Genomic DNA, 25,074 nt, shown 5'->3' with positions numbered 1-25,074 from the left:
GCTTACAGAAGCTTGGTTTTCGATTGTGAAAAACTTATTTGTAGCCTGCCTTAAGCTTTACTTAGGGCAGGCTTTTTTAATGATATAGTTTGTACAGTAATTATTACCCTGCCTTATATGAAGAAGCTTATACTACAAAAGATATTTCAAGAAATATGGCTGTGTGCTTTCTTTCTGGCGTTGCTTTGCAGTGCCGCATGTTCCTTTACAAAAGAGCAGGAGGTGGAAGGAGGAGTAGATGAACTGAGATCCTGGGTAATGGCACAGGGAAACCAGTTGGATGAGCTGAGCGAGGAAGAGTGGCAGCAGGCAAAAGAAGATTTTCGGGTACGTGTGGCGGCATTAGAGAGCAGGGAGAACAAACTCACCAAAGAAGAGCAGGACGAATTTGAACAAATGAAGCAGCGCTTTGCAAAGCTTGACGATAAGTATGAGCTTGTAGTGGAGAGGCGAAGGGTGCTTGCTCCCTGGAAAGCAGACCTGCTGGGAAGTTATGCTGAAATGTCGGTGGTTAATAAAAGTAATGTAGTAGAAGTATATACTTTCTTCCTGAAGAATGTAAGGGAGAAGTACCACGATTGGAGCGAGAACGGTTGGAACATGGCCAATATGGTTCTGCAGGACCTGAATAAAAGAAAGAGCGAAATCGATAATGATTTGCTGTCGGAGGATGAAGTGCAGATAAAAGCACTGCAAATGGAGTTTGCTGCTTTAGAGGCAGGAGGAGGGCTAGGTTCTTGAGTATAAGACAAGTTCTAAGAAGAATACATCATGCAGGCTCAGGCTAAGTACTTTGAAATTGGGCGAAAATTTCCATTGCTGCAGCCGAAGCTATGCTGCCGCTCTGTAGAAGTTCATTACACGCACGCTTAGTACTAAGCTATACGTTCACATAAATTCCCCCCATATTAACTATTGATTTCTCTTGCTAACGTGGCTTCGTATATATGTTGTATCCCTTGTAAGACCGAATTCTAATTGATGCTTCCAAGCTCGCGCTAAATTCTGGTTGGAATGTAAAAAGTCCTTCTGCTGCATAGAAAGGGCTTTGAGGTGATTTCAGTGGTGGCTCCTCGAGGAGACCCCGTTCAGGATACTTTCTTTTACCTACACTACATTCCCCTGGGATCACTTTTCATTTACTTCATTTCTTAGCGCTATGAAAAAGAAAAGTACGCCTATGGAAATTGTCAACCCACATGCTGCCGGTATCGATCTGGGGAGTCGCACACACTATGTTGCTGTGGGGCAAGGAGCGGATCAGGTACGGGAGTTCGGTGTGTATGAGGCTGACCTGCAGGAGCTGGCTACCTGGTTGCAGGAGCACGATATCACCACAGTAGCCATGGAGAGTACGGGCACTTATTGGCAGAACCTGTTTGCCACCTTGCAGGGTGCAGGTTTTGAGGTAGTGCTCTGCAACGGCAAGTTCACCAAGAATATCAAGGGACGCAAGACCGATGTGCAGGACTGCCAATGGATCCAGCGCCTGCACTCCCTGGGGCTCTTATCAGGGAGCTTCCTGCCTGACCAGGCAACGGAGGAGTTGCGCACCTACTGCCGCCACCGCACCTCGCTGTTGGAGACGGCTGCCGTGACCACGCAAAAGATGCAAAAGTACCTGCGTCTGTTGAACCTGCGCCTGGATGTGGTGGTGCGCGACGTGACGGGTCAGACGGGCATGGCCATCATCGAGGCCGTTTGCCGGGGGGAGACGGACCCGGAGAAACTGGCCGCTTGCCGCCACGGCAACTGCCGCAAAACAAAAGAAGAGATTGCCCAGGCGCTTCATGGAAATGGCCGCCGGGACCTGCTCTTTGCCCTCACCCAGGAGCTGGAGCTATACAAGGTGCTGCAGGAAAAAATAGCGGCCTGCGATGTGGCCATGGAGAAGCTGCTCAAAGAGCAGGTGGAGGCAGACGAGCAGAAGCGGGGGTTGAAGGCGGAGGCCAAGCCCTATAAGCGGGTCAATAAAAATGCCCCTCAGCAGATGGACCTCAACCAGCTGGCCTACCAGTACTTCAATGGCGTGGACCTGATGAAGATAGAAGGGGTGAGCCACTCGACGGTGATCGCGCTGATGAGCGAAGTGGGGCCGGAAGGGATAAAGAAGTTTGGTTCTGCCAAGCAGTTTGCCAACTGGCTTCGCCTCTGCCCCAACACGAAGGTAAGCGGCGGCAGGGTGCTCAGTAGCCGTATCCCCAAAGGCAGCAACCGCTTGAAAATAGCGCTCCGGCAGGCGGCCAATGCCATCGGCAATTTGAAAGATACGCATCTGTCGGACTTCTTCAGGCGAATAGCCTTCCGCAAAGGACGGCAAGCGGCAGTAAGCGCTACGGCCCGCAAGCTGGCTGTCATCATCTGGAACATGCTAAGCAAATGTTTGCAGTACCAGCCACTAAAACAGTACTTGTTTCTCGACGAGAAAAGAAAACTAAAGCTGGTGCAGCGGATAAAGAAAAACATCGCTAAATTAGAACTAAAACCACAAGACGTGGGCTTTGCAACGACCTGGTGAGAAAACGTTAGTCAGGATTCCTATTGTTGACTTCCCTTTATTTTTAGCTGTTACTTAAGCTGGATCTTAATGTAAAAGCAAGCCAAAGAAGCTTGTTGTAAGCTTGAACAGCAGAATCTAATCTAGTTTTGCTCCGACAGGTTCTCTAGTGGAAGAGGACCTGTCGGAGATTTCTGAAATATTCTCAGGGGTAGCTAGTTTTAAAAATCAAAGTAACTTTTGGCGTTATAGTAGCAGATGTTTTCCACCATTTGCCCTAGCCATTCCATTTCGCTGGCTGGTAATTCTCCGTTCTCCACATCATTGCCTATTAAGTTGCAGAGAATCCTTCTGAAATACTCGTGTCGTGGGTAAGACAGAAAGCTTCTGGAGTCGGTGAGCATGCCTACAAAGCGGCTTAACAAGCCCATGTTCGATAAAGCATTCATCTGCTTTTCCATGCCGTCTTTCTGATCCAGGAACCACCAGGCAGAGCCATACTGAATTTTGCCAGGCATGCTACCGTCGTTAAAGTTGCCGATCATGGTTGCATAAAGCTCATTCTGACTGGGATTCAGGTTGTAAAGTATGGTTTTAGCTAATTGGTTGGAATTGTCCAGCTTAGCCATGAACCTGGAGAGTGGACGAGCCACATCGAAATCGCCTATAGAGTCGAAGCCTGTGTCTGCTCCCAGTTCACGCATCAAGCGCGTATTGTTGTTGCGCAAGGCGCCAAGGTGAAACTGCTGTGTCCAGCCTTTGGCATGATCCATCAGGGCCAGGTGCACCAGCATGGCAGATTTAAACTTAAGCACCTCTTCCTGGCTTATTGCCTGCTTATTAAGGGCCTTTTCAAAAATGCTTCTGATTTCCTCGTCAGAATAATTTTCAGCATAAATGGTTTCTAAACCGTGGTCGGACAGGCGGCAGCCTTGCGCATGGAAGAAATCATGCCTTTGCTGCAGTGCATCGAGTAGTTGCTGAAAGTTGCCTATCGAAATGCCTGATACCTGCTCCAGCTTCTGCAGGTAGGGCAGGAATACGGCTGCATCCTCAATGGCCATCACTTTATCGGCGCGGTAGGTAGGCAGTACCTTTATACCAAAATCATCTGCTTTAATCTTCTGATGGTGCTCCAGGCTGTCTACCGGATCATCTGTCGTGCAGATAACGGATACGTTCATCTGGCGCAGGATGCCTCGCACCCTGAAATCCTCAGATTGCAGCATAGAAGTGCAGTCGTCGTATATTTCACGGGCGGTTTCAGGCTTCAGCACTTTATCTATACCAAATGGCCTTTTGAGCTCCATATGCGTCCAGTGGTAAAGCGGGTTGCGCATGGTGTAAGGAACTGTTTCAGCCCATTTCTCAAACTTCTCATACGCGTCGGCATTACCTGTACAATATTTCTCAGCTATACCGTTGGTGCGCATGGCGCGCCACTTATAATGGTCGCCTTCCAGCCATATCTCTGTCAGGTTTTTAAACTGCCTGTTGTTGGCAATGTCTTCCGGAGAAAGGTGACAGTGATAGTCGATAATGGGCATGTTCTTCGCATGCTCATGATACAGGCGCTGAGCCGTTTTGGTTTGTAAAAGAAAATTTTCGTCTATAAAGGACATAATTATAGTTTTCAGATGATAAAGTTGCTTTACTATAGCTTTATCTAGTTCTAGTTCCGATTTTATGGTCAGTTTTGCAAGCTTCGCTTCTTAATATTTTGCAAAGGATTGCTTTATGCATTACATTCTTTTTATTCAGATACCTTATAAAGCATTTAAATATCCTGTTGTTCAGTTATAAGGATCAGATTTCCCTACATGCATACTGATATGCAGTACATGGTACAGACAGCAAAACCTTCGGTCTTTGGTTTTGTAAACCTTTTGTTTCTATGTTTGATAGCTTCATCATACAATCTTTAGTTTATAAAAGAAATTAAGCTCCGGCTTTAGCTCCTTAGTTGGTACCGGTACAATATTTTTAGACCTGGTCTTTTATTTTCGCAGCGTTGATTTCCTGATAATAAGTTCTGGCTTTATAACCACTTTTTGAGATTTATGATGTTTTTCTTTAGACTTGAAATGCTCAAAGAATTGCTCCGCCGTTACTTTACCCATGGTCACACTGAACTGATCTACAGTGGTAAGGGTAGGGTCGGTGAACGAGGTAAAAGGTTCGTTACTAAAGCCAGCCAGAGCAATTTGTTCCGGTATCTTTATGTTTCTTTCTTTCAGCACCTGCATCGCTCCCATGGCGCCATAATCAGAGGCAGAAAAAACGGCATCCGGGATATTTTCCATCTGCAGAAGTTGCTCCATGCTGCTTCTGCCGTCTTCTAGTTGCAGGTTGCTCTTTACCACCAGGTCCTCTTCAAAAGGAATGTCATGGTCACGCAAGGCATCCATGTAGCCTCTTAAGCGCTCTTTATAAATGCTTACCTTTTTAGGGCTGGTGAAGTGGGCTATTCTTCTGCATCCTTGCTGTATCAGGTGTTCTACCACTTTATATGCACCCAAGTAGTCATCAATTATAACCTGACTCACCTCCAGTGCATCAGTAGTGCGGTCGAAAAGCACTAGCGGAATGCCTTTTTCCTGTACTTTTCTGAAGTGCTCAAAATCTTCCGTATTCTTTCCGATAGAGGCAATGATACCGTCTACGCGTGCACTCAAAAGCGCATCTACCGTTTGCACTTCTTTCTCGTAGTTGTCGTAAGACTGGCAGATAATTACTTTATAGTTGAGAGAGTTTGCTATTTCTTCTATTCCTCTTACCACAGAAGCAAAAAAAGCTCTGTCAGCCGTAGGCACTATAATACCTATCAGGTGGCTTTTGCCGTTACGAAGGGCTGCAGCAATATGGTTAGGCTGGTAGTTTAATTGTTTAGCTGCTTTTAGTACAGCCCTTTTGGTTACTTCGCTAATGCGTGAGCTTCCGTTTAGGGCACGTGAAACAGTAGAAGCTGTAATGTTGAGCTTCTCTGCTATGTCGTGAATGGTAACTTTTGTATTCTCTGCCATGGTTTATATCCTCAGGCGGTTATGTTTGGCTTAGTGTGCTTCGTGTGGCTTGCCGATGGTAGCCAATATGCCTCCATCAACATAAATGATCTGGCCGTTGATAAAATCGCTTGCCCTGCTTGCCAGAAAAATGGTAACGCCTTCTAAATCTTCCGGATCACCCCACCGGCCTGCCGGAGTTCTGTTTATAATAAAGTCGTTAAACGGATGCCCGTTTACACGGATAGGTGCTGTCTGATCGGTTGCAAAGTAGCCTGGGCCAATGCCGTTTACCTGTATGTTATACTTCGCCCACTCTGTGGCCAGGTTGCGGGTAAGCATCTTTAAGCCGCCTTTTGCAGCAGCATAAGCTGTTACGGTGTCGCGGCCCAGTTCACTCATCATAGAGCAGATGTTTATAATCTTGCCTCCGCCTCTTGCCACCATGCCTTTTGCCACATGCTTCGATACTATAAAAGGAGCAGTAAGGTCAACATCCACTACCTGCCTGAATTCCTCTACATCCATTTCCAGCGCCGGTACCCGTTTAATCATTCCGGCATTATTCACCAGAATCTGAATCGGGCCAACTTCCTGCTCAATGCGGGCAATGTTTTCTTTTACCTGCTGCTCATTGGTTACATCAAATAAATAGCCTTTTACCTCCAGTTTATCCTGCTCGTACACCTGTAGCGCCTTTTGCATTTTTTCCGGCGTGTTGCCGTTTACCACCAGCGTAGCACCGGCTTTGGCAAGCGCTTTGGCCATGGCCATACCCAACCCATGTGTCGCACCCGTCACTAAAGCAACCTGACCTGTAAGGTCAAATAAGTCTTTCATCAGCTTTACTTTAAATCTGTGGGTTGAACTTTATCCATATCGTTATAGTCGAGGTTCTCGCCGGCCATGCCCCATATAAAGGAGTAGTTAGAGGTGCCTGCGCCGCTGTGGATAGACCATGGTGGCGAAATAACAGCTTGTGTGTTTTTTACAAAAAGATGGCGCGTTTCGGTAGGCTCGCCCATAAAGTGACAAACCACCTGGTCCTCTGGGAGGTTGAAATAGAGGTAAGCCTCCATACGCCTGTCGTGTGTATGGGCAGGCATGGTATTCCAGACGCTGCCTTTCTGAAGCTCTGTAAGGCCCATTTGCAGCTGACAGGTTTCTACAACAGAATTGATTAAAAGCTTCCGGATAATGCGGTGGTTAGAGTTTTCCAGTGATCCCATTTCTACTGTTTCAGCATCAGACAGCGAAACTTTTCTGGTAGGGTAGGTATGGTGTGCAGGTGCTGAGTTGAAGTAAAACTGTGTCTGCCCCTGGTTGGATGGGTGGAATATAACTTCTTTTGCACCCTTGCCAATGTACAACGCCTCTTTGTTGGCTAAAGTATAAGGCTCGCCGTCAACGCTTATGGTGCTTTCGGCTCCGATATTAATGATGCCCAGTTCTCTTCTTTCCAGAAAGTAGTCGGATCGAAGTGTGGGGAAAGTTTCCAGTAAAAGCGGTTTACCTACCGGGCTGGCTCCTCCTACAATCAGGCGGTCATACATGGTGTAGACTGCCTGAATAGTGTCAGGCTGGAAAAGATCTTCAATTAGAAAAGCCTCTCTCAACTTAGCTGTGTCATAAGTTTTACTATCTGCCGGATGGCTGGCATGCCTGGTATGGTAGGATAAACTCATAGTGTTTTTTTTGCTAATCTATGTAAACGTTTGCGCAAAGTACAGGTTTAATGTTTTTTCTGTTAATCTTTTTTAAATAAAAAAAGATTATTAATGCTTTTCATAAAGATTTGAGTAAGTACTGATATGATTTTATATCCTAATTTATTTTGATAAATACGTGTTTATATACTAAGTTTCAAAAATACATTAGTTTGGGTTCGCTGAATGAACATAGCTTTCTAAGCATACAATCGGTTGCGCAATAGAGTGCTTTTAAAATAGCAAGTGCTTCGTCAGTGTCGCAGTAGTTTAGCTTCGGTAAATGTTGGAGAGGGAGGATGAGAAGGCAGATAAGAGTTCAATTTTAGTAAGTATAACCTTATGTGTCATTACTCATTAAAATTGAGAGAAATTATCATAGAGTTAGAGGAATGTGTAAGGTACAAGATGTGATGGGTATAAGTGCAGGAAAAGCCTTTTAAGCATAGAAAAATAAATGAAACTTTAAAGACGTTGATTATTCCACCTTTTGCTCTGCAGTAAATGAGGGCTTACAGGACCTAAGGAAAGCAGCCTTTCCTTAGGTCCTGTAAGCCCTGTAGAAAAGGTATATATAGAAGCTATCTTACCATTTTTTAAAAACAAAAAAGACAGCAGCCAGAATCAGCACAAAACCTACTATATAATTCCACTTTACTTCTTCGCGGAGATAGAGCACCGAAAATCCGATGAAGACCACTAAGGTAATTACTTCCTGAATAGTTTTAAGTTGAAAAGCGCTAAACTGCCCGTGCCCGATCCGGTTGGCGGGCACCTGGAAGCAGTATTCGAAAAATGCGATAAGCCAGCTCACCAGTATTACTTTCCAGAGCGCGGTTTCCTTAAATTTTAAGTGCCCATACCAGGCAAAAGTCATAAAGACATTTGAAATAAGTAAAAGTATAACGGTTCTCATAGAGTCTGAAAATAAGAGGCACAAGGTAATTAAAAATTGAGGAGCTAACAGTTGAAGAACTATATTTTATAAAATTTAGAATAAAACTGCTTATGAGAATTAATTGGCATGATTCTCGTTAGCTAATTACTATATATTAAGTGTCTATCTAAGCTATGAAAAGAGTAATAAGCCTCTGTGTATTTGCAATAGCAGTGGCGGGCTTCAGCAGTTGTACCAGCCGGCAGGCGCCAGACGAAGGATACCTGGAGGTGATAGGGGAGTATGAGCAGCCTGCCGCTGAAGCAGGTTACCGGCTGAACCTTTCTTACAATGGTCCTTTGTCGTTGAAGGATAAGTTTCAGGTATGGGCTGATTCGCTTCAAAAGCAATATCCTTCTATGATAAAGATGAATGAAAATATCTTTGTAGGCTATATGCCGGAGCAAATGGACAAAAAGATGCGCACCGATATGTACCAGGCTGGAGTGTCCTATAATCTGGATGTGGCCGATACAGCAGCTTATAACCAGATTACCCGCGATGCTCTGAAAAGGAATTTTCCTTTTAACGTGAATGTGTCGGGTGCCTACCTGAGCCCGGAGCAGCGGGTAAAACTGCAGGAGCAGATGCTGGCTAAGGCTTTGGAGAATGCAAAGGTAAAGTTAAACTTCCTGAACAAGACCACGGCGCGCCAGTATGAGATTGTAAGTATAGAGGAGCTGGAAACTAATTCGCCTTTCGGGCACGAATATTACGATTTTAACCGCCGTGTAGTGTCTAAGGTGAGGGTAAAGGCAAAGCTGCAATAAACCTGATTTTCCATTCAAAATTTTACATAAAGTTTTCCTGTTTATCTGTTTGAAAGGCTGTCTATCCTGTAGGCGGCCTTTATTTATACACAGTTTTATACTTTCTCCTACAGGCACTATAAACGCTTATATTTTGTTCTGAATAGAAGGCGTTTTAGCATCGGAGATGTACAAATTACGGGTAAGCGCATGTTTGCCTGTTTTATGGGTGTGAAATGTATAGCTAAAACCAAATAAAAGTGGTAATTTTACCCATTAATGATCTTTTTACACACATGAGTGAAGTGGAAGAAAAACAATTAGCAAACGATTATTCTGCAAATAGTATTCAGGTACTGGAAGGACTCGAAGCAGTTCGTAAACGTCCAGCCATGTACATTGGCGATATAGGCATCAAAGGCTTGCACCACCTGGTATGGGAGGTTGTAGATAACTCTATAGATGAAGCACTGGCTGGCCATTGCGATGAGATTTCGGTAACAATTAACCCGGACAACTCTATTACAGTATCTGACAACGGCCGTGGTATACCTACCGATTTTCACCAGAAAGAAGGCCGTTCGGCACTGGAGGTAGTGATGACAGTGCTGCACGCCGGAGGTAAATTCGACAAAGATACATATAAGGTATCTGGTGGTTTGCACGGTGTGGGTGTATCCTGCGTGAATGCCCTTTCTACTGATCTGCATGTAACGGTGCATCGTAAAGGCAAAGTTTATGAGCAGCACTATAATATAGGTGTGCCGCAGTACCCGGTTCGTGAAGTAGGTGAAACGGATAAGACCGGTACAACTGTGCACTTTAAACCGGATGCCTCTATTTTCACAACTACAGAGTATAAATACGATACAGTAGCCAGCCGTTTAAGAGAATTAGCTTTCCTGAACAAAGGCATTCGTATTAACCTGCAGGATCTGCGTGAAGTAAATGAAAAAGGAGAGGCGCTGCTGTCTGATTCTTTCTTCTCGGAAGGTGGTTTAAAGGAATTTGTCGCTTACCTCGATGAAACCCGCGAGAACCTGATTCCGGAGCCGATTCACGTGGAAAGCGAGAAAAACGGTGTTCCGGTGGAAATTGCGCTGCAGTACAACACCTCTTATTCAGAGAATATCTTTTCGTATGTAAACAACATCAACACGATAGAAGGCGGTACACACGTAGCCGGTTTCCGTCGTGCCTTAACCCGTACCTTAAAAGGATATGCCGAAAAATCGGGAATGCTGGATAAGGTAAAGCTGGATATTAACGGGGATGACTTCCGTGAAGGCTTAACGGCTGTTATTTCTGTAAAAGTAGGGGAGCCTCAGTTTGAAGGACAGACCAAAACCAAGCTTGGTAACTCTGAAGTTTCCGGTGCCGTGGATGTGGCCGTAGGCGAAATGCTGACGCAGTACCTGGAGGAGAACCCGAAAGAAGCCCGTACCATTGTACAGAAGGTGATTCTGGCAGCACAGGCCCGCCATGCTGCCCGTAAGGCGCGTGAGATGGTACAGCGCAAGAATGTACTTTCCGGTACAAGCTTGCCTGGTAAACTGGCCGACTGTTCTGACAGCAATCCTGAGAACTGCGAAATATACCTGGTAGAAGGTGACTCTGCCGGAGGTTCTGCAAAGCAGGGCCGCGACCGTAAGTTTCAGGCTATTCTGCCTTTGCGTGGTAAGATACTGAATGTTGAGAAGGCACAGGAGCATCGCATCTACGAAAACGATGAGATCAAGAACATGATCACGGCCTTAGGTGTGAGCTTTGGTACCCAGGAGGATGAAAAGGCCCTGAACATGACGAAGCTGCGCTACCACCGCATCATCATCATGACGGATGCCGACGTGGACGGGTCACACATCCGTACCCTGATCCTGACATTCTTCTTCCGGTATATGAAGGAATTGATCGAGAATGGCTATATCTATATTGCACTGCCGCCGCTTTACCTGGTGAAGAAAGGTAAAGAGGAGCGTTATTGCTGGAGCGAGCAGGACCGTATCAATGCTATTGCGGAGCTTGGCAAAGGAAAAGAAGATAGTGTGGGTGTGCAGCGTTACAAGGGTCTTGGTGAGATGAACCCGGAGCAACTCTGGAACACGACCATGGATCCGAGTACCCGCAGCTTAAAGCAGGTAACTATAGAGTCTGCTGCCGAAGCCGACCACCTGTTCTCGATGCTGATGGGCGACGAGGTTGGTCCTCGACGTGATTTTATTGAACGTAACGCCAAGTATGCCCGTGTAGACGTGTAAACTTAAATGCTTAAAAGCAAAAGCGGCTGTATCTTTCAGGAGGTACAGCCGCTTTTACTTTTAAGCATTTTTAGAGGCTATAAATACTTTATTTCAATAGCACAAATTAGCTATTATATAGTAAATTAGCTCTTGTTATTCTGCTTATCTGTTAGTAACAAGTTGGCAGCAAAGGTGAACAGAAAGTCAGCCATGCGTTCTTTCAGCAAAGAGCAGTGCATCTGCTTTATTCAACATACGTTACAAGTTTCCTATATGAAGAAACTCTATTAATTGCCTAAGCTAATATTAGTGATAGTATACAATGAAGCAAAATTTTGTGTTTTAACTGACGTTAGTCAGGATTAGGAGATGAGAATAACAGAGATACTGAAGAAAACAGAACACCGACCTTGGGTACTTCCAACGGGAAACTGGCAGTATTATCAGGAATGGAATAATGCGGTATTTCTACACTGGCAGGCAGACATTAATGAACTAAGCAAGTTTGTACCTGGCGACTTAGTGATTGACTTGTTTGAAGGCAAGCCATGGGTGTCGTTGGTAGCTTTCACAATGGAAAAAATAAGGCCAAGAAATCTTCCTTCTTTCTCTCCTATATCTGACTTTCACGAAATCAACATTCGGACGTATGTGAAGCATAAGAATAAAACAGGCGTTTACTTCCTGAGCATTGAGGGTGGAACAAAAATATCTTGTCAAGTCGCCAAGAGCCTATCAGAGCTGCCTTACCGACACTCAAAAATAAAGAGGGAAGAAAACCACTATTGGTCTAAAAACAGCAGTTTTAAAGATAGGCTTGAACTAAGGTACCAAGTTGGCTCGCCAATGTCTGAGAAAACCGAACTTGACAAATGGTTAACAGAGAGATATGCTTTGTTCCAAGACACAGACACCTCCATCAATGAATTTGAGATTCACCATATCGAATGGCCAACATTTGAGATCGAAATGAAGTGTATGGATGTAAAATACCCCAGATTTGGCAAACTATTGAGCGGTACACCTAATTTAAACCATTATTCTACAGGAGTTGAGGTAGTAGCTTGGAACAAAAAGAAGCATAAAAAACTGGCTGCAATACAAGCTGTAGCCCATGAAAAGTGCCAAATCTATTATCCATAATTATAAATAAATGCAATTAAAATTTTATATCTTTCTTGTATTGTCCGCTTTTCTAACCTTTAAGGTTAACGGACAAAATATGAGACAATTAGATGCTGTTCCTAAACACGACTCTGATAAAAGTAATGATGCTATCATATATGGGAATTTTGTACAGAGACTAGGTTTTAGCAGTGGTGGGTTCGCGCAAGATATCAGAATTGTAAATGTTGAGACCAATGAAATTCTCAGCTTTCGTGTGAAGCCGACATTCAAATCAGCCAAGGAAAATACTTTTTGCTTTTACATAAAGCCTGGAACTTATAAGATACTTAATTATTGGTGGACTCAAAGTAAGTGGTATGGGGGCAAAATTTTTACAGAATATATTTTTAAAGGAGTAGAATCGTCGAAAGTTGCTGACGAATTAAAGAAAGGACAGGTTCAGCAAGCTGACTTAGAACAATACTCATTTACAATTGCGGATAATGCTGTTTATTATCTTGGTACCTGGCATTTTGATAAAGAATTGGTGTCGTTCAGCAATGAAAAGGAAGAACTTGATAAAGCTATGCAGGCAGAATATCCAAACATAAACACCAAGCAGGCAAAAGTAGAGATACCGGAATAATAACAGAGTCTAACAATTATACCACAGCTGAGGACCTCGCGTGCTGTTTACCTGAGAGACTTGTAAGTTATCAATCTAAAGGTGTTGTAACGCTAGCAAAAATATTGTTTTATAGCTATTTTGATGCAGGTTTAACCTGTTGGAGCATACGCTTAATGCTGCAATAGTTTAAGATCAAAGCTATACCTGACAAGAAACACATGGCAAGAAAAATCGTCTGTATACTGGTGAGTGTGGCTCTTGCTTCATGTGAGGCGGGAACTGAAAATACGGGGTCAGTGGCAGAGGCCACACCAATTGTTGGTACCTGGCAGTTGCTGAATGGTACCCTGATTGAAAACGGTGATACAGTGATAACAGACTATACCGGAGACAAATCTTTTATTAAAATCATCAACAACACACACTTTGCCTTTTTACAGCATGACCTGAACCAGGGAAAAGATTCTGCTGCTGTTTTTGTGGCTGGCGGAGGTACCTACAAGCTAGAAGATAGTGTATATACCGAACATTTAGAATACTGCAGTGCAAGAGAGTGGGAAGGGAATGACTTTACGTTTACCATCTCCATTAAAAATGACACACTTCTGCAATATGGCATAGAAAAGGTAGAAAGTGCAGGCGTAAACAGGCTGAACATAGAGAAGTATATCCGGGTAAAAGAATAGCTACTATAAAGTATAAACCCTTCTCCATCTGAGCGTACATGTTTGCATCCCTTTCCAGACATCAAATGAATATATTTCCGGTAACCGAATCGACACTCTCGGCATCTCATCTCGGGCAACTGCTGCAAAACAACTATCACCTCAGTTCCGGTGCTGTATGTAAACTGATCAGAACCGGAATGAATCACCTGTACCTGGTGACCGACGGAGGCAACAGGTATGTTTTTAGAGTATATACATTTGATTGGCGTACCAGAGAAGAGATATCGGAAGAAGTACGTCTGTTGCACTACCTCAAACAGCAACACCTTTCTGTTTCTTATCCGATTGCCGATGCCAGAGGAGAGTACCTTCAGGCAATACAGGCACCTGAAGGCTTAAGGTTTGGAGTACTCTTTTCGTTCGCAGAAGGTAAAAAGAATGCAAAGTTTAGCCAGCAGCTAAGCTACCTGATTGGAGTTGCCATGGCGGGTATACATCAGGCTACAAAAGACTATAACCTAAATCGGGTTAGCTACACTTCCAAAACTTTACTTACCGATGCATACCAGACTACAGCAGCTTTCTTTGGTGCTGGTTCAGAAGAGATGGCTTTTGTGGAGAAACTGACAGCTTACCTGGTCGGGGAAGCTGAAAAGGTAGAGCAGGAGCAGGTGAGGAAGGGTGCTGTGCACCTGGACATGTGGTTCGATAACATGCACTTTGAGGGTGAAAGCAGGGTTACCATTTTTGACTTCGACTTTTGCGGGAATGGCCTGCTGTGTTACGATATCTCCTATTTCTTATTTCAACTCTACCATACAAACCTGGACGAAGCAGCCTATGAACTTAAAGCAGAAAGCTTCCTGAGCGGGTATGAATCTGTGGTGCAGCTATCTAACGAAGAAAGGCGGCTTTTGCCTACGGCCTGCCTGAGTGTGATGCTCTTTTTCCTGAGTATGCAGTGTAAAAAGTTTGATACCTGGTCGAATATTTTTCTGAATGAAGATCATCTGAAAAGATTTATCGGCTCTTTGAAAAAGTGGATAGCTTTCCATCAGCTGGAGGTTGTATAAAGTGCCTCAACAGAAATATTTACTTGGAAGGCTCTTTTAAGTCATTGATAATTATATATTTGATGGTTGCTGCAAACAGTCGGTACTATACATAACGTAATTTATGTTCGAAATAATAGACCTGAGCCAGGAGATATTTTCCGGAATGCCTGTTTATAAGGGGCTACCGGAAGTAAAAATAACAATGCACAGCTCGCACGAAGAGTGGGAGGGAATTACAAACTCTGATATTGTTTCGCCAAGTGTAAACAGGCTGGAACTGGGGGAGCATACAGGTACGCATGTGGATGCTCTAAACCACATGGGCCGTCAAAACAGGGGGCAATCTATCGAAACTATGCCGCTTTCTATGTTTTATACAGAAGGTATCTGCCTCGACTTTTCACACAAAGGCATCAGAGAATTAATAGAACCATCTGAAATAGAAGAAGCCTGTATAAAAGCTGGCGAAGAGATAAAGAAGGGTGATACGATTCTGCTATATACCGACCATTACCGAAAGGCGTTTGGGGAGGAAAATTGGATCAACGGTCCAGGTGTAAGTCCTGCGGCAGCGCGCTGGTTAGGCAATCAACATATCGCTGCCTTTGGAGTGGAAACCATGTCGCCCGGCGTTTCCGGACTAGGTAATAAAGAAGTGCATGCAATCTGTGGCGAACTTGGTTTTACCCACTATGAAAACATGATCAACCTGCACCTTCTGGTAGGGCGCGGTCGGTTTCGCTTTATCGGCCTGCCTTTAAAAATCAGAGGAGGTACAGGTTCTCCCGTAAGAGCAGTGGCTGTATTTGAGAGGTAATCAGGCTTTGTAGATAGCCACAACTGCTTCTTCATTGTTTTTTCTGTAGCCACGGTACATGCCTGCCGAATTGAAAGGTAAGGCAACAGCGCCTGTGGTATCTATGGCAATTAAACCGCCTTCTCCACCAAATTTTACCAGTTTGTCGCTTACTACATGTTCACAGGCCTGCTGCAGGCTATACCCTTTGTATTCCATCAGGCAGGAAACGTCGTAGGCAACTACCGCCCGAATAAAATATTCGCCGTGGCCGGTGCAGGAAACAGCGCAGGTGGCATTGTTGGCATACGTACCGGCACCTATAACCGGAGTATCTCCAATACGATTGAAGTTTTTGTTCGTCATGCCGCCGGTTGAGGTAGCAGCTGCCAGATTACCCTTTACATCGAGGGCTACTGCTCCGACTGTTCCGAACTTTTTACCTTCTCCGGTTTCCGGTTCCACGGTATGGTCTAGCATGAACCTGTCAGAATCACGGACTTCCCGCCATTGGTCGTAACGCAAGGCATCAAAAAAATACTCTTCCGGCTCAAAGGCAATACGGTGCTTCCTGGCGAATTCTTCCGCCCCGTGTCCGCTTAAAAACACATGATCGGAGTGCGTAATAATGGCTCTGGCCAGTTTAACAGGGTTCTTGATATTGTAAACACCTGCCACGGCACCGGCTTCAAGCGTTTTGCCACACATGATAGAGGCATCCATTTCGTGCTTGCCTTCTTTGGTAAACACAGAGCCTTTGCCTGCATTAAAGAGCGGACAATCTTCTAGTAGCTGTACCGCCTGTTGCACTGCATCCAGCGCATCGCCACCTCCTGCCAGTATAGTATAACCAGCACTCAGGGCATCAGTCAACGCTTTTTTATATGCTTTTTCTTTATCTGGCGTCATAGAGGAAGGAGTAATTGTGCCTGCTCCTCCATGTATGGCAATAGAAAATTTATTCATCGGCCTGTATGTTAACTGCAATTATGAATTACTATCTTGTCTCAGCTCTCCAGATATTGCTATACTTCCAGAATAAGAACTCATAACTCTTAAAAACCCTCTACGCCTTCTTTTGTCGTACTGTTGGTTGAGACAAAAAAAATTATGGTTTTTAAACCTTTCGTCCTCAAACCTGAAGCTAAAATTGAGTATCTTTGTTATTATACTTACAATTAAAATTAGTTAATTATGTCGTTTGATATCCAAGGAAAGCTGTACGAATCTTTTGAGGAGCAACAAGTTAGTGATAAGTTCAGAAAGCGCGAATTTGTGCTGGAGATTCCTGACGGTTCTTATACTCAGTATGTTAAGTTTCAGCTAACGCAGGACAAGTGCAGCCTTCTTGACCAGTACAAAGCAGGTGACGAAGTAAAAGTAACATTTAATTTAACAGGCAAGCCATTCGTGAAAAATGGTACTACCATGTACTTCACTAACTTACAGGCATGGCGTATCGAGAGTGCCTCTAACCAGTTTGGCGCACCGGCCGGAGCACCTGCTCAGGCAGAAGCAGCCCCATCTTTCTATAGCAGCGATGCAGACAATGATCTGCCATTCTAAATAAACGATACGAAAAGCGAGCCTAGCTCGCTTTTTTTATGGCATAGATTTTTAACTCCATCAGCATCAACTCTCTCTGCCTACAGGCAGAATGAATAAGTGGCCCGCTTAAACTTTTATAGCTCATCTTCCGAATGATAGAATAAGAAGCAATGGTTTTAGGCGTTAAGCTTTAGATATCGCTTTCATTTTACTTGTATTCTATGGAAGAACTGCAGCGCCTTATATTGCTTGGAGAGAACGATAGGGTAGATTTTAAGCAGCGCGTTACACAACCCGAAAAAATAGCCAGAACAATGGTTTCTTTCGCCAATACAAAAGGCGGAATTATCCTGATCGGGGTAAAAGACAATGGCCGCATCAGCGGTGTAGATCCCGAAGAAGAAAAGCATACCCTGGAGCTGGCGGCTAATTTCTACTGCGATCCGCCAGTGGCTATGCTGTACGAAGAGGAAGAAGTAGATGGGGCTACGGTGTTAAAAGTGATTATCCCGGAAAGCAGGTATAAACCACATTTTGCAAAAGTAAAAGACGACGACTGGCGTGGCTATGTGCGGGTAAAGGATACCAGTGTGCAGACGAGTAAAATGGTAAATAAGGCGCTGGAAGTGGAGGAGGAGCGGGCAGAATTGCTGCCCCTGGACAGGCTTGAGAACGCTGCCATTGAATACCTGCAAACGAATCCCCGCCTCACACTCCGGCAATATATGAAACTAGTGAATATTTCCCAGCGCAGAGCCTATCGCATTTTGGTAAAGCTGGTGATACATGGTTATCTACGCCTGCACGATAAAGAAAAAGAAGAATTTTATACGTTGAGCTGAGGCTTAACTTTCAGATCTGCTATCGCCGCGAAGCATGGCTTCTTCGTCCTTAAAGAATTCCCGCGTCTCTATATTATAGATGTTGCCTTTGGCAAGAACATGCATCACCATGTTTTCGATCGCAACCGGTTTGCCAACCTCAACATCCTTAATATTGGTATAGCCAACACTGTGTCCATCTACAATTACAACTAGGTTAGAACCAATTGTTTCAATAATATGCCCTTTACTGATGAGTACTCCGGTGTCTTCTCCCAAACCGATGCCAATGGTTTTCGGGTGCATTACCACCGATTCCATTAATCTGCCGAACCGGCCCCGGGCAATAAAATGAGAATCGATGATTACTTCATCAATAAAATTCAAGCCTTCCCCAATTTTAACAGAGCCTCGTAACAGCGACTCAGTAGAGCTGCCACCCTTGATCATCACCTCTGACATGGCCATAGCGCCTGCACTGGTTCCTGCTATTACAAACTCTTCGTGCCAATAGCGGTTTTTCAGGATATCCAGAAATTCTGTATCACCAAAAATTCGGGTGAGCCTCGATTGGTTGCCTCCGCTAAACATAACCGCATCTGCCTTCCTGATCCGGTTCAGGTACTCCGAACTGGCTGCATCTGCTTCGTTCCGGATGTGCATCATGTGAATGTGTTGTGCACCCAGTATGGCAAAGGCCTCTGCATACCGTTCACCTACTTCTTCCGGAATCATAGAGGCTGTGGTAATTACTTCTATAACAGGATCCGAAGAAGGTATTTCATTTAAAAATCGCTTGAGAATGCCAAGTTCAAAAAAATCGAGGTAATACTTATTTTTGGACTTCGGGTTTGGGTAAGTTCCTTTGTCTTCATTTCCGCCAACAGCTATTAGTTTTCCTTTTGGTTCTCTCACTTGTTATGCTATTCTGAATTTGTTGTATAATTTTTACCGGCCAATAAAAGCGCTACTTCTATTAAAAGTAAATCTGCAGCTTATAGCAGGCATACCTGTTTCAAGTAATTACGTTGCGTTTAGCCGCAGTGGTGCCAAAGGCTTCTGCTGCTTTTACGTAAGCGGCTGCACCTGTAACTAAAAGTACCGCTTGTAAATTAGTTTATATAGATAATATTATATTGGCATGTTGGTCAACTATAAAATTAAGGCTGTTTACCTGATTTTATTTAAATTTTTTAACCAACCTTAGAGCCTGCCGTATAGAAATTTCACAAGCTTAATACAAAAACTATTGTTCGATAAACCTTTCCAAGCTATGAAACTTAACAATTTAAATGACCTTTTTCTTCATGAATTAAAGGATCTCTATAATGCAGAGCACCAAATCACAAAAGCACTTCCAAAAATGATGGAACAGGCTTCTTCTGATAAACTTCGTTCTGCTTTTGAGATGCATCTGGAGGAAACAAAATCACAGATTGAGCGCTTAGAGAAGGTGTTCGACATACTGGGAGAAAAAGCATCCGGCGAAAAGTGTAAAGCCATGGAAGGCATTATTCGTGAAGCCAGCGATATGATGAGCGAAGATGCTGACCCTGCTGTAATGGATGCGGCGCTGATAGCTTCGGCACAACGTGTTGAGCATTACGAAATCGCCGGTTATGGTACGCTTTGCACTTTTGCGAAGCAGTTAGGGATTGATGGTGAAGCCATTGGTTTGCTGGAGTCTATTCTAAGCGAAGAAAAAGACACAGACATGAAACTGACTCAGATTGCAGAGTCTTCTGTAAACACGAAGGCAGAAAAATAATCTTTCAAAATATCAGGAACGAAACTCTGTGCTTTCGCCTGGCTCTACCCAGCAGGTATGAAAGAAACAGGGTTTTGTTCACATAAGAAAGGCTGGTACACATTTCGTGTACCAGCCTTTCTTGCTTTAAAATCATGAGATAGATGGTTTAAGTATTGCCCTGTTTTATCTTAACAAAAACGAAAAGAAGGAACATTTTTCTAAACCTACTGCATTTGAATCTGCTCGTATAGTAGCATATAAGTTTAAGCGATAAATATGAGCAGTCAAATTATAAAGAGTACGATAGCAGTTGGAAAAGGCAGGCGTTATAGCGTAGCGCAAGCTTTTATCAGGTATGTGTCCGGGTTTGTGTTCTTGTTTGTGGCAACACATTGCCGGCAAGCACAGGATATCAAAGCTTTTACAGAAGCTACTTACAGGCTGGAAAGTGTTGAGGATGTGCAGCTGAATGGGGTAGATATGGAGCAAAGGCTTCAGACAGGGCAAAGGCTAACGGCAACCGAGCGCGATAGTTTGCTGCTGACTTTAACAACAGACCGCCTGCGCCTAAGTGCTCGGCTAAGCCTGCATGTGGCGCTACAAGAACCTGGTGAAGACAGAAGCCTGACTGTTACCAGCCTGAGATGGCTGCTGCAGGTAGATGGCGATGACGCACTCACAGGTATAGTAGAGGAGACGATGGTGCTGCAGGAAGGACTTAATACAATACCCATTAATACACCTGTACTGCTAACCCAGGAAGAAGGGCAGCCTAATTATGCTGGCCTGAACAGATTAATTACCCTGATAGCACAACAGGGAGATATCAGGCAAAACATCACTTTCAAAATAAAGCCTACTGTAAAAACACCAGTGGGAAACATAGAAGCTCCAAATTACATAACAGTATCTAAACCAGCAGGTAGTTGAGGTGAGACCTCGTATAGGGCAAAAATACAGCCCCTTTTGCTTAGGCTTGCTTATAGGGTTGCTCTTTGCGTGTTGGCTGTTGAAGGGCAACAGACGATGAGGGAAATAACATGCCGAGCAATAAGCCTGCCATGCTGCCTGCCAGTCCGTAAAGCATAGGATTAATGGCGGTATCCAGGTACAGGGCCAGGAGCCAGGCACCCATACCTGCAAAAATAGAAAAGATGGCAGCGGCAGAAGTGGTTCTTTTCCAGTACATGCCTGCCACCAGCGGCACAAACAGGCTTACCAGGCTCAGGGCAGACGATTCACTTACCAACTCATAAATATTGCTGCGCATTAATGCCATTGCCAGCGAAACCAAAGCTACTAAAAGCACACTCAGGCGCGAGAGAAGAAGCAATTGCTTGTCCTTGTTGATTTTCAGTAATGGGCGCAACATGTTCTCGCTTAGAATGGAGGCAGGGGCTAAAATACCACCGCTGGCCGAGCTGATAATGGCTGAAAGCAAGGCCCCGAAAAAAAGCACTTTCACCCATAAAGAAGAAAAGCCAAGTATCAGGCCTGGCACCAGTAGCTGGGCGTCCTGCTCCAGCAGTTCCGGGTGTAGCGTTTTGGCATAAAGGGCCAGCAGCAGCGGCAGGAAGGCTACGGTCAGGTATAGAAAACCGGCTCCTATAGAGGATGCAACAGCCACACGCTCCGTGCGGGCCGACATTACCCGCTGAAACACATCCTGCTGAGGGATAGAGCCTAAGCCAATGGTAATCCACATGGCAAAATAGTTCAGCCATGTCACAGGACCGGCAGCGCGGGGCGTAAAGTCAAAGAAATTGGCTGGCAGTTGCTGCGTAAGCTGCTCAAGCGGCGTTTGAATAAGCAATGTACCTGTAATCAGGAGAAGGCCACCTATGATCATGAGCATCTGCACAAAATCGGTAATAGATACTGACCACATGCCACCCATAAACGTGTAGCCAACTACTATCAGGGAGCCACATATAATACCTGCCATTGTCGAAAGTCCGAATACCTGGTTAAGTACAATACCGAGCGCTACCATTTGCGCGGCTATCCAGCCAAAGTAAGAGATAACCATGAAGAACGACGAGATAAGCTCTGTGCTCCGGTTAAAGCGTATGCGGTAATAGTCGCCTATGGTAAGCAGGTTCATGCGGTAAAGGCGTTTGGCGAAGAACAAACCCACCAGCACCAGGCATAAGGCAGCTCCGAAAGGATCTTCTATCACACCCAGCAGCCCATGCTGAGCAAACTCCGAAGAAGCTCCTAACAACGTTTCGGAGCCAAACCAGGTAGCAAAGACAACAGCAGTAGATATATAAAATGGCAGCTTCCGGCCGGCCAGCAAAAAGTCCTGTGTGTTATGAACTCTTCTGGAGGCCCAGTAGCCAATACCAACATTAACAAGCAAGTAAAGCAGGATGAAAAGTGCCAGCATAAGATTTTCTTTATCCTGCGAAAATAAAGATAAATCTAACTTATGCCGGCATTGCCTGCCATCATACTTTTACCGGCGCACCTTTTCTGGCCGATTCGTAAATAGCCATCATCAGCCTGATGTCGCGCAGGCCTTCTTCGCCGGGTGTTTTAGGCTGTTTGTTTTCCAGGATACATTCAGACATGTGGTCTATCTCCAGGGAGAACTGGTTGTCCTCTTTTATCTTGCGCTGCTCTTCTGCATCTTTTGTAGCAACATGCATATTATGTTCATAATAATCAGTTGCCGGGTCCAGGTCGAGGCGGGCATCGGTACCAAAAACAGAAAAGCGCTTGGTTTCGTGGTAGCTGTAGCCGGAGGATAAATTCGCCTGTACGCCACTTGGGAAACGGAGCATAAAATTCACCCGGTCTTCTACTTCTTTAAACCTGGGGTCTTTCGGATCGGAGTAGATCATTGCCATTACCTCTTCAGGTTCTTCGCCTGTTATATAGCGGGCTGCCTGGAGGCTGTAAATGCCAATATCCATCAGCGAACCACCGCCAGCCATTTTTTTCTGGGCACGCCACTTATCGCTAGGCTCCTCCGGCTTCAGGTGGCGGCCATGTTCGGAGGTGATCAGGCGTAGTTTTCCCAGTTTTCCCTCTCTGGCCATTTCTATAGCTTTCAGGTTATAGGGTTCGTATTGGGCGCGATAGGCAATCATAAGCTTCTTGTTCGCCTTTTTGCAGGCATCTATCATCTTCTCACAGTCTTCCACAGAGGTGGCCATTGGCTTTTCGCACATAATGTGCTTCCCCGCCTGTGCCCCACGCACAGTGTATTCGGCGTGCATGCTGTTGGGCAGTACGATGTAAATAACATCTACCTCAGGGTTATTACGAAGATTGTCATAATTCTGGTAGTTATAGGTGTTCTTTTCAGCTATGCCATATTCTGTAGCGTATTTCTTTGCTTTTTCGGCATCGCCACTCACCAAGGCTACCAATTTAGACTTTTTACATTGTGAAAAAGAAGGCATTAGTTGCTGCGTCGCAAATTTGCCGAGGCCAACAATGGCCCACCCTACTTTTTTCTCTGGTGCTATCATACCTGATGATTGATTTTGTGCCCTGGCTTCAGAGCCTGTTATAGATGGAACAAGGCTGGCTATGCCTGCTGCTACAGCGCCATATCCTGCCTTCAGCAGAAAGGTTCGTCGCTGGTTTTCTTTGCTTGGTTCTGACTGTGGCATCTTAATAGTACGTTTAATTCAAAAGAATAACGTGGTAGCGGAATCCGCAGTTGCCGTTAATGTGCTGCTAACGATAGAATTGCAGGTATAAAAGATTCTGTGTTGTTCGTACCGGCTTTTTACCCCGCAGGTATTTTTGGCAAAATACTTGCATATAGTTTCATACATCCGGTAAAGCATTTTTCGTTTAGAAAGATGACGGACATTTATAAAAACAGGGAAAGCAAATATGACATACATGAAGAAACTGGCATTTATGGTGGCGCTTGTAGTTGCTCCTCTTTTAGCATCTGCGTTACCTGTAGCAACAACGGCCGACGCATACGAGGCTATAAGACCCGCACCACGAGATATCATAGATGAAATTATTGAAGTAGTTGGCCTAAAACCAAGGTTCGAGCTAAGGGCAGCAAACATAGAGAATGCAGCTGCGGTAGTATATAACGGCAAACGTTATATACTCTACAACGAGCAGTTCCTGAATTCGATAAACAATGCCGTCAGAACCGACTGGGCAGGTGTAAGTATACTGGCGCATGAAATTGGGCATCATTTAAATGGCCATACTTTATCACGTACGGGCAGTAATCCGGCCGACGAACTCGAGGCTGATGAGTTCTCTGGTTTTGTGCTGCGAAAAATGGGGGCGAGCTTAGAAGATGCACAGGCAGCCATTAAACTCTTGTCAGAAGAAAGAACCTCCAGTACACACCCGGGCCGCAGCTACCGTTTAGCGGCTATCAGCAAAGGCTGGAGCAGTGCCGATGAGCAGATTGTAGCCAGTGCCGGCCAGACAGGTAATGCCCTTCGCCCTTCACAGGTAGCTTCCAGGGCTGCAAAGCCGGAGGTGTCGGAGCCGGTAGCAGTGCAGACACAGCGCACCGATAGCCGCCAGGTATTGGACAGCAAGTATATTTTGCGAAAAGTTAACTTTTCGGCAGCGCCAAACGAGCAGTTCTTCCTGACAACACGCATGCACCTGGTACATGTAACCAAAGACGGGCTGAAAGTAATTGGCAAGCTGGCGCGCACCAATAGCCGGGAGGTGCCTTTTTATTTTGAGAGTGATTACCTGAACGCTCTTTTCATAACAGATAAAGGAGTGCTTATTAATAAAAACGGGCAGCGGGTTGGCTATTTAAGCTAATATGCTGCCTGGTTCCATCTGCAAAGGCAGGCACTCGCTTGCAGTTAGTAGAAAGTGCTTATCTTTGATTCCTGTATAAAGGAGGAAATTTTTTCCAGCCTGTTTTGTTTACAAAAAATGATGAATAAAAAGATTTTTATATACCCGCTTTTGTTGCTCCTGGTCCTGTTTAGTGCAGCCTGTAGTACCAAGAATGATGTTGATGCCTTCAGAGATGCAACCTATAGTTTAAGTGGCATAGACGAAATGCGCCTGAACGGAATTAACCTGCTGAATAAAAAGCGGGCAGAAGACTTTTCTTTCGGGGATGCCGCTGTACTGTTTTCTGCCATCTCCGAAAATAAGTTATCAGCCTTTTCTAAGATCGGCTTAAATGTAGAGCTTGGCGAAGGAAGTAAAGATCGTACCATGACAGTTACACAATTGAAGTGGCAGCTACTAGTAGACGGACAGCATACTTTAAGCGGCCTGATTAATGAGCCGGTAGAACTGCACGATGGGCTGAATACGCTTGCTGTAACTACTCCCATTGTGTTTGCCCAGGAAAACGGTCGGGTAGACTTTAACAGGATTATTCAGCTGGCTACTTTGCTTTCGCAGGAAAATAAAGAAAACAGGCCAGCTATATCGCTACAGATCAAGCCTACCATTCAAACTTCGGTAGGGCCTTTTGAGTTGCCTCGTTTTATCAGCATTAACAAATAAGAAAAGCCAGGTTTTACCTGGCTTTTTTGTTGAGATACCCTTGCAAATTCTTTTAGGTAGATTAGGCTAAAATATCTAATTTGGAAGCCATATAA

General features: G+C 44.7%; 24 protein-coding genes. 15 read left to right on the top strand and 9 right to left on the bottom strand.

Going from position 1 to position 25,074, the window contains the following annotated elements:
- The first annotated feature begins 117 nt into the window (after window positions 1-117).
- Together C1N53_RS11785 and C1N53_RS11780 are read left to right on the top strand one after the other, a co-directional pair.
- Window positions 118-741 carry a hypothetical protein gene (locus tag C1N53_RS11785; RefSeq protein WP_137759499.1) on the top strand — a complete coding sequence of 208 codons (624 nt, stop codon included), beginning with the start codon at window positions 118-120 and terminating at the stop codon, window positions 739-741.
- A 418-nt stretch (window positions 742-1,159) separates the two neighbouring features.
- Window positions 1,160-2,518, top strand: coding sequence for an IS110 family transposase (locus C1N53_RS11780; protein ID WP_137759498.1), 1,359 nt, complete (start codon window positions 1,160-1,162; stop codon window positions 2,516-2,518).
- A 200-nt stretch (window positions 2,519-2,718) separates the two neighbouring features.
- Here the strand turns inward: C1N53_RS11780 and uxaC are convergent, their stop codons facing one another.
- The 5 genes from uxaC to C1N53_RS11755 form a co-directional block, all read right to left on the bottom strand.
- On the bottom strand, window positions 2,719-4,119 hold the full coding sequence (uxaC, locus tag C1N53_RS11775) for a glucuronate isomerase (protein WP_206077570.1): 1,401 nt from the start codon (window positions 4,117-4,119) through the stop codon (window positions 2,719-2,721).
- 375 nt (window positions 4,120-4,494) lie between these two features.
- Window positions 4,495-5,520 (bottom strand): LacI family DNA-binding transcriptional regulator, encoded by a 1,026-nt coding sequence (locus C1N53_RS11770; protein WP_137759496.1) that lies wholly within the window; start codon window positions 5,518-5,520, stop codon window positions 4,495-4,497.
- A gap of 30 nt (window positions 5,521-5,550) precedes the next feature.
- On the bottom strand, window positions 5,551-6,339 hold the full coding sequence (locus tag C1N53_RS11765; protein ID WP_137759495.1) for a gluconate 5-dehydrogenase: 789 nt from the start codon (window positions 6,337-6,339) through the stop codon (window positions 5,551-5,553).
- A gap of 5 nt (window positions 6,340-6,344) precedes the next feature.
- On the bottom strand, window positions 6,345-7,184 hold the full coding sequence (gene kduI, locus C1N53_RS11760; protein ID WP_137759494.1) for a 5-dehydro-4-deoxy-D-glucuronate isomerase: 840 nt from the start codon (window positions 7,182-7,184) through the stop codon (window positions 6,345-6,347).
- A gap of 607 nt (window positions 7,185-7,791) precedes the next feature.
- Window positions 7,792-8,121, bottom strand: a complete 330-nt coding sequence (locus C1N53_RS11755; protein WP_137759493.1) for a DMT family protein — start codon at window positions 8,119-8,121, stop codon at window positions 7,792-7,794.
- A gap of 155 nt (window positions 8,122-8,276) precedes the next feature.
- Here C1N53_RS11755 and C1N53_RS11750 point away from each other — a divergent pair, with 155 nt between their 5' ends.
- The 7 genes from C1N53_RS11750 (at window position 8,277) to C1N53_RS11720 (ending at window position 15,406) form a co-directional block, all read left to right on the top strand.
- Window positions 8,277-8,912, top strand: coding sequence for an SIMPL domain-containing protein (locus C1N53_RS11750; RefSeq protein ID WP_137759492.1), 636 nt, complete (start codon window positions 8,277-8,279; stop codon window positions 8,910-8,912).
- A gap of 275 nt (window positions 8,913-9,187) precedes the next feature.
- The gene (gene gyrB / locus C1N53_RS11745; RefSeq protein ID WP_137759491.1) at window positions 9,188-11,149 is read left to right on the top strand and encodes a DNA topoisomerase (ATP-hydrolyzing) subunit B; all 1,962 of its coding nucleotides are present in this window, start codon (window positions 9,188-9,190) and stop codon (window positions 11,147-11,149) included.
- Between the two features lie 351 nt (window positions 11,150-11,500).
- On the top strand, window positions 11,501-12,274 hold the full coding sequence (locus C1N53_RS11740; RefSeq protein WP_137759490.1) for a YqjF family protein: 774 nt from the start codon (window positions 11,501-11,503) through the stop codon (window positions 12,272-12,274).
- 79 nt (window positions 12,275-12,353) lie between these two features.
- Complete coding sequence (locus tag C1N53_RS11735) at window positions 12,354-12,884, top strand: hypothetical protein (RefSeq protein ID WP_137759489.1); 531 nt, start codon at window positions 12,354-12,356, stop codon at window positions 12,882-12,884.
- A gap of 200 nt (window positions 12,885-13,084) precedes the next feature.
- Window positions 13,085-13,552, top strand: coding sequence for a lipocalin-like domain-containing protein (locus C1N53_RS11730; RefSeq protein WP_137759488.1), 468 nt, complete (start codon window positions 13,085-13,087; stop codon window positions 13,550-13,552).
- Window positions 13,553-13,617: 65 nt separating this feature from the next.
- The gene (locus tag C1N53_RS11725) at window positions 13,618-14,607 is read left to right on the top strand and encodes a phosphotransferase (RefSeq protein WP_137759487.1); all 990 of its coding nucleotides are present in this window, start codon (window positions 13,618-13,620) and stop codon (window positions 14,605-14,607) included.
- A gap of 103 nt (window positions 14,608-14,710) precedes the next feature.
- Window positions 14,711-15,406 carry a cyclase family protein gene (locus C1N53_RS11720; RefSeq protein ID WP_137759486.1) on the top strand — a complete coding sequence of 232 codons (696 nt, stop codon included), beginning with the start codon at window positions 14,711-14,713 and terminating at the stop codon, window positions 15,404-15,406.
- Here C1N53_RS11720 and C1N53_RS11715 read toward each other — a convergent pair whose 3' ends face one another.
- Window positions 15,407-16,351 carry an isoaspartyl peptidase/L-asparaginase family protein gene (locus tag C1N53_RS11715; protein WP_137759485.1) on the bottom strand — a complete coding sequence of 315 codons (945 nt, stop codon included), beginning with the start codon at window positions 16,349-16,351 and terminating at the stop codon, window positions 15,407-15,409. It lies immediately after the preceding gene.
- 228 nt (window positions 16,352-16,579) lie between these two features.
- On the opposite strand from C1N53_RS11715, the gene C1N53_RS11710 reads away from it, so the two are divergent.
- Together C1N53_RS11710 and C1N53_RS11705 are read left to right on the top strand one after the other, a co-directional pair.
- Window positions 16,580-16,951, top strand: coding sequence for a DUF3127 domain-containing protein (locus tag C1N53_RS11710; protein ID WP_137759484.1), 372 nt, complete (start codon window positions 16,580-16,582; stop codon window positions 16,949-16,951).
- Between the two features lie 203 nt (window positions 16,952-17,154).
- Complete coding sequence (locus tag C1N53_RS11705) at window positions 17,155-17,775, top strand: helix-turn-helix domain-containing protein (RefSeq protein ID WP_137759483.1); 621 nt, start codon at window positions 17,155-17,157, stop codon at window positions 17,773-17,775.
- Window positions 17,776-17,778: 3 nt separating this feature from the next.
- Here C1N53_RS11705 and C1N53_RS11700 read toward each other — a convergent pair whose 3' ends face one another.
- Window positions 17,779-18,669 carry a cyanophycinase gene (locus C1N53_RS11700; RefSeq protein WP_137759482.1) on the bottom strand — a complete coding sequence of 297 codons (891 nt, stop codon included), beginning with the start codon at window positions 18,667-18,669 and terminating at the stop codon, window positions 17,779-17,781.
- 358 nt (window positions 18,670-19,027) lie between these two features.
- Here C1N53_RS11700 and C1N53_RS11695 point away from each other — a divergent pair, with 358 nt between their 5' ends.
- Window positions 19,028-19,522 (top strand): ferritin-like domain-containing protein, encoded by a 495-nt coding sequence (locus C1N53_RS11695; RefSeq protein WP_137759481.1) that lies wholly within the window; start codon window positions 19,028-19,030, stop codon window positions 19,520-19,522.
- A 258-nt stretch (window positions 19,523-19,780) separates the two neighbouring features.
- Window positions 19,781-20,434, top strand: a complete 654-nt coding sequence (locus C1N53_RS11690) for a hypothetical protein (protein ID WP_240773205.1) — start codon at window positions 19,781-19,783, stop codon at window positions 20,432-20,434.
- Between the two features lie 40 nt (window positions 20,435-20,474).
- On the opposite strand, the gene C1N53_RS11685 is transcribed toward C1N53_RS11690, so the two are convergent.
- Window positions 20,475-21,893 (bottom strand): sodium:solute symporter family protein, encoded by a 1,419-nt coding sequence (locus C1N53_RS11685; protein ID WP_137759480.1) that lies wholly within the window; start codon window positions 21,891-21,893, stop codon window positions 20,475-20,477.
- A 61-nt stretch (window positions 21,894-21,954) separates the two neighbouring features.
- The gene (locus C1N53_RS11680) at window positions 21,955-23,127 is read right to left on the bottom strand and encodes a Gfo/Idh/MocA family protein (protein WP_137759479.1); all 1,173 of its coding nucleotides are present in this window, start codon (window positions 23,125-23,127) and stop codon (window positions 21,955-21,957) included.
- Window positions 23,128-23,365: 238 nt separating this feature from the next.
- Between C1N53_RS11680 and C1N53_RS11675 the strand changes: the two genes are divergently transcribed.
- Both C1N53_RS11675 and C1N53_RS11670 read left to right on the top strand, forming a co-directional pair.
- A complete protein-coding gene (locus C1N53_RS11675) occupies window positions 23,366-24,274 on the top strand; it encodes a membrane-binding protein (RefSeq protein ID WP_137759478.1) in 909 nt (302 codons plus the stop codon).
- 117 nt (window positions 24,275-24,391) lie between these two features.
- Complete coding sequence (locus C1N53_RS11670; RefSeq protein WP_137759477.1) at window positions 24,392-24,979, top strand: hypothetical protein; 588 nt, start codon at window positions 24,392-24,394, stop codon at window positions 24,977-24,979.
- Window positions 24,980-25,074 lie beyond the last annotated feature (95 nt).

This window comes from Pontibacter sp. SGAir0037, from assembly GCF_005491705.1.
Lineage (GTDB): Bacteria > Bacteroidota > Bacteroidia > Cytophagales > Hymenobacteraceae > Pontibacter.
This window is presented reverse-complemented; position numbering and strand designations above follow the sequence as displayed.

Excerpts from the sequence above, each read along its gene's own strand:
- C1N53_RS11785 (WP_137759499.1), top strand. The coding sequence starts at position 118 with ATGAAGAAGCTTATACTACAAAAGATATTTCAAGAAATATGGCTGTGT.
- C1N53_RS11780 (WP_137759498.1), top strand. The coding sequence starts at position 1,160 with ATGAAAAAGAAAAGTACGCCTATGGAAATTGTCAACCCACATGCTGCC.
- uxaC (WP_206077570.1), bottom strand. The coding sequence starts at position 4,119 with ATGTCCTTTATAGACGAAAATTTTCTTTTACAAACCAAAACGGCTCAG.
- C1N53_RS11770 (WP_137759496.1), bottom strand. The coding sequence starts at position 5,520 with ATGGCAGAGAATACAAAAGTTACCATTCACGACATAGCAGAGAAGCTC.
- C1N53_RS11765 (WP_137759495.1), bottom strand. The coding sequence starts at position 6,339 with ATGAAAGACTTATTTGACCTTACAGGTCAGGTTGCTTTAGTGACGGGT.
- kduI (WP_137759494.1), bottom strand. The coding sequence starts at position 7,184 with ATGAGTTTATCCTACCATACCAGGCATGCCAGCCATCCGGCAGATAGT.
- C1N53_RS11755 (WP_137759493.1), bottom strand. The coding sequence starts at position 8,121 with ATGAGAACCGTTATACTTTTACTTATTTCAAATGTCTTTATGACTTTT.
- C1N53_RS11750 (WP_137759492.1), top strand. The coding sequence starts at position 8,277 with ATGAAAAGAGTAATAAGCCTCTGTGTATTTGCAATAGCAGTGGCGGGC.
- gyrB (WP_137759491.1), top strand. The coding sequence starts at position 9,188 with ATGAGTGAAGTGGAAGAAAAACAATTAGCAAACGATTATTCTGCAAAT.
- C1N53_RS11740 (WP_137759490.1), top strand. The coding sequence starts at position 11,501 with ATGAGAATAACAGAGATACTGAAGAAAACAGAACACCGACCTTGGGTA.
- C1N53_RS11735 (WP_137759489.1), top strand. The coding sequence starts at position 12,354 with ATGAGACAATTAGATGCTGTTCCTAAACACGACTCTGATAAAAGTAAT.
- C1N53_RS11730 (WP_137759488.1), top strand. The coding sequence starts at position 13,085 with ATGGCAAGAAAAATCGTCTGTATACTGGTGAGTGTGGCTCTTGCTTCA.
- C1N53_RS11725 (WP_137759487.1), top strand. The coding sequence starts at position 13,618 with ATGAATATATTTCCGGTAACCGAATCGACACTCTCGGCATCTCATCTC.
- C1N53_RS11720 (WP_137759486.1), top strand. The coding sequence starts at position 14,711 with ATGTTCGAAATAATAGACCTGAGCCAGGAGATATTTTCCGGAATGCCT.
- C1N53_RS11715 (WP_137759485.1), bottom strand. The coding sequence starts at position 16,351 with ATGAATAAATTTTCTATTGCCATACATGGAGGAGCAGGCACAATTACT.
- C1N53_RS11710 (WP_137759484.1), top strand. The coding sequence starts at position 16,580 with ATGTCGTTTGATATCCAAGGAAAGCTGTACGAATCTTTTGAGGAGCAA.
- C1N53_RS11705 (WP_137759483.1), top strand. The coding sequence starts at position 17,155 with ATGGAAGAACTGCAGCGCCTTATATTGCTTGGAGAGAACGATAGGGTA.
- C1N53_RS11695 (WP_137759481.1), top strand. The coding sequence starts at position 19,028 with ATGAAACTTAACAATTTAAATGACCTTTTTCTTCATGAATTAAAGGAT.
- C1N53_RS11690 (WP_240773205.1), top strand. The coding sequence starts at position 19,781 with ATGAGCAGTCAAATTATAAAGAGTACGATAGCAGTTGGAAAAGGCAGG.
- C1N53_RS11685 (WP_137759480.1), bottom strand. The coding sequence starts at position 21,893 with ATGCTGGCACTTTTCATCCTGCTTTACTTGCTTGTTAATGTTGGTATT.
- C1N53_RS11680 (WP_137759479.1), bottom strand. The coding sequence starts at position 23,127 with ATGCCACAGTCAGAACCAAGCAAAGAAAACCAGCGACGAACCTTTCTG.
- C1N53_RS11675 (WP_137759478.1), top strand. The coding sequence starts at position 23,366 with ATGAAGAAACTGGCATTTATGGTGGCGCTTGTAGTTGCTCCTCTTTTA.
- C1N53_RS11670 (WP_137759477.1), top strand. The coding sequence starts at position 24,392 with ATGATGAATAAAAAGATTTTTATATACCCGCTTTTGTTGCTCCTGGTC.